3 protein-coding genes are annotated in these 2,229 nt (G+C 65.0%); all 3 read left to right on the forward strand.

Annotation, left to right across the window (positions count from 1 at the left end):
• Nucleotides 1-385 (forward strand): DUF3237 domain-containing protein (locus tag Q0R16_RS11515; protein ID WP_295636042.1); only part of this gene is annotated, 385 nt, incomplete at its 5' end.
• A gap of 31 nt (nt 386-416) precedes the next feature.
• The gene (locus Q0R16_RS11520; RefSeq protein WP_295636043.1) at nt 417-1,256 is read left to right on the forward strand and encodes a p-hydroxycinnamoyl CoA hydratase/lyase; all 840 of its coding nucleotides are present in this window, start codon (nt 417-419) and stop codon (nt 1,254-1,256) included.
• A gap of 143 nt (nt 1,257-1,399) precedes the next feature.
• Nucleotides 1,400-2,229, forward strand: an 830-nt coding sequence (locus Q0R16_RS11525; protein WP_295636044.1) for a M20/M25/M40 family metallo-hydrolase, incomplete at its 3' end; no start/stop codon positions are given.

Raw genomic sequence — 2,229 nt, forward strand, 5'->3', positions numbered from 1 at the left:
CGATGGCGGCCGGCGCCGCTTCATCGCGATTACCGGCGGGCGGGTCTATGGCCCGCGCCTGTCGGGAACCGTCATGCCCGGCGGGGGCGATTGGCAGACGATCATGCCCGGCGGGCTGACGAAGATCGACACGCGCTATGCGTTGAAGGCCGCCGACGGCGCCGTGATCGAAATCAGTAACCCCGGCGTGCGGGTCGCCGATGCGGCGGTAACCGAACGGCTCGCAGCGGGCGAACCGGTCGACGCTTCGGCATATTACTTCCGCACCACACCCCGCTTCGAAGTTGCCCCCGGCCCGCACGAGTGGTTGCGGCGGCAGGTGTTCGTCGCGCGCGGCATTCGCGCCCCCGATCATGTCATCGTGGATTTCTACGCGGTCGACTGACCGTATCCGTCAAACCGAAAGGCTCATGAAAATGACCGAACGTACCGAAGAAGAAACCGTTGCCGTCGAGATCGTGGACCGCATCGCCTGGGTGAAATTCAACCGCCCCGAAAAGCGCAACTGCATGAGCCCCAAGCTCAACCGCCAGATGGGCCGCGTGTTCGCCGACCTGGAGTTCCGCGAGGACGTCGGCGTGATCGTGCTGACCGGCGAGGGCGAGGCCTGGTCCGCCGGCATGGACCTCAAGGAGTACTTCCGCGAGACCGAGGCCGAAGGGCTCCACGCGATCCGTCGTTCGCAGCGCGAAGCTTACACCTGGTGGGAACGTCTGCGCTGGTGCGAAAAGCCCACGATCGCCATGGTCAACGGCTGGTGCTTCGGCGGCGGTTACGGCCCGTTGTTCGGCTGCGACATCGCGATTGCGGCGGAAAACGCGCAGTTCGGGCTTTCCGAAATCAACTGGGGCATCCTGCCGGGCGGCGGCGCCTCGAAGGTGGTCGCCGACCTGATGCCGCTGCGCAAGGCGGTGTATCATGCGATGATGGGTGAAAACCTGACGGGCAAGCAGGCCGCCGAACAGGGCCTCGTCACCGAGGCGGTGCCTGCCGACCAGTTGAAGGCGCGGGTGACCGAGATTGCGCAAGTGCTGCTCAAGAAGGACCCCAATACGCTGCGCGCAACCAAGTGGGCCGTCCGCCGCATGACCGAGATGACTTACGACAACGCCGAGGATTACCTGATCCGCGCGCAGGAAGCGCTGCACAGTTACGGCGGCGTGGCGGTGCGCAAGGAAGCGACGCGGCAGTTTTTGGATGAGAAGACGTTCAAGCCTGGGCTCGGCGCGTTCGATGCGAGCAAGGTGAAGGGGTAAACAGAGAAAGTGCCCACCCCCAACCGCTGTTCCTTCGGAACGCCTTCGGCTCCCCGCAAGCGGGAGGGGGGACTTCTTGCTCCGGATGGCAGCGCGCGCGAATAACGGCTAGCGTGGCAGCTCACAACGGAGTCGCCCCACCCATGATCTCGCGCCTGCTGCTGTCCGCAGCGTTCATCCTGTCCGCCGTCCCCGCCGCAGCGAAAATCGTGCCGCACCCCGACGCCGAGGCGCAGGCGCTCGATCTCGCGCAAAAGGCCATCGCCATCCGCTCGGTGATGGGCGAGGGCAACAAGACCGCCGATGTCGCCACGCTGTTCCGCGATGCGCTGGTGAAGGGCGGGTTCGATCCGGCCGAAATCTCGATCACCCCGATGCGCGACACCGCGTACCTGATCGGCACCTGGAAAGGCAGCGATCCAGCGCTCAAGCCGCTGGTGCTGTCGGGCCACATGGACGTGGTCGAAGCGAAGCGCGAGGACTGGCAGCGCGATCCGTTCGTGCCCGTGGTTGAAAACGGGTATCTTTACGGCCGCGGCGCCACCGATATGAAGTTCGACGGCGCGCTGGCGATCGCCTCGCTGATCGAACTGAAGCGTGAAGGCTACAAGCCACGCCGCAGCATCGTGATCGAATTCTCGGGCGACGAGGAAACCACTATGCACACCAGCGCGGTGATCGCCGAAAAGCTCAAGAACGCCGACCTGGTGCTCAATATCGATGGCGGCGGCGGCACGCTGGACGAGACCACCGGCCTGCCGCGCCAGATGAGCTGGCAGGGCGCCGAAAAGACATACGCCGATTTCGAGCTGACCGTTACCAACCCCGGCGGCCACAGTTCGGCACCGCGCCCTGTGAACGCGATCAACCAGCTTGCCGCCGCTTTGCTGCGGATCGGCCAGCACCGTTTCACGCCCGAGTTGAGCCCGCTGACGAAGGCCTATTTCGAGCAGGCCGCGAAACTCGAGACTGC

The organism is Novosphingobium sp. (assembly GCF_025351285.1).
Classification (GTDB): Bacteria; Pseudomonadota; Alphaproteobacteria; order Sphingomonadales; family Sphingomonadaceae; genus Novosphingobium.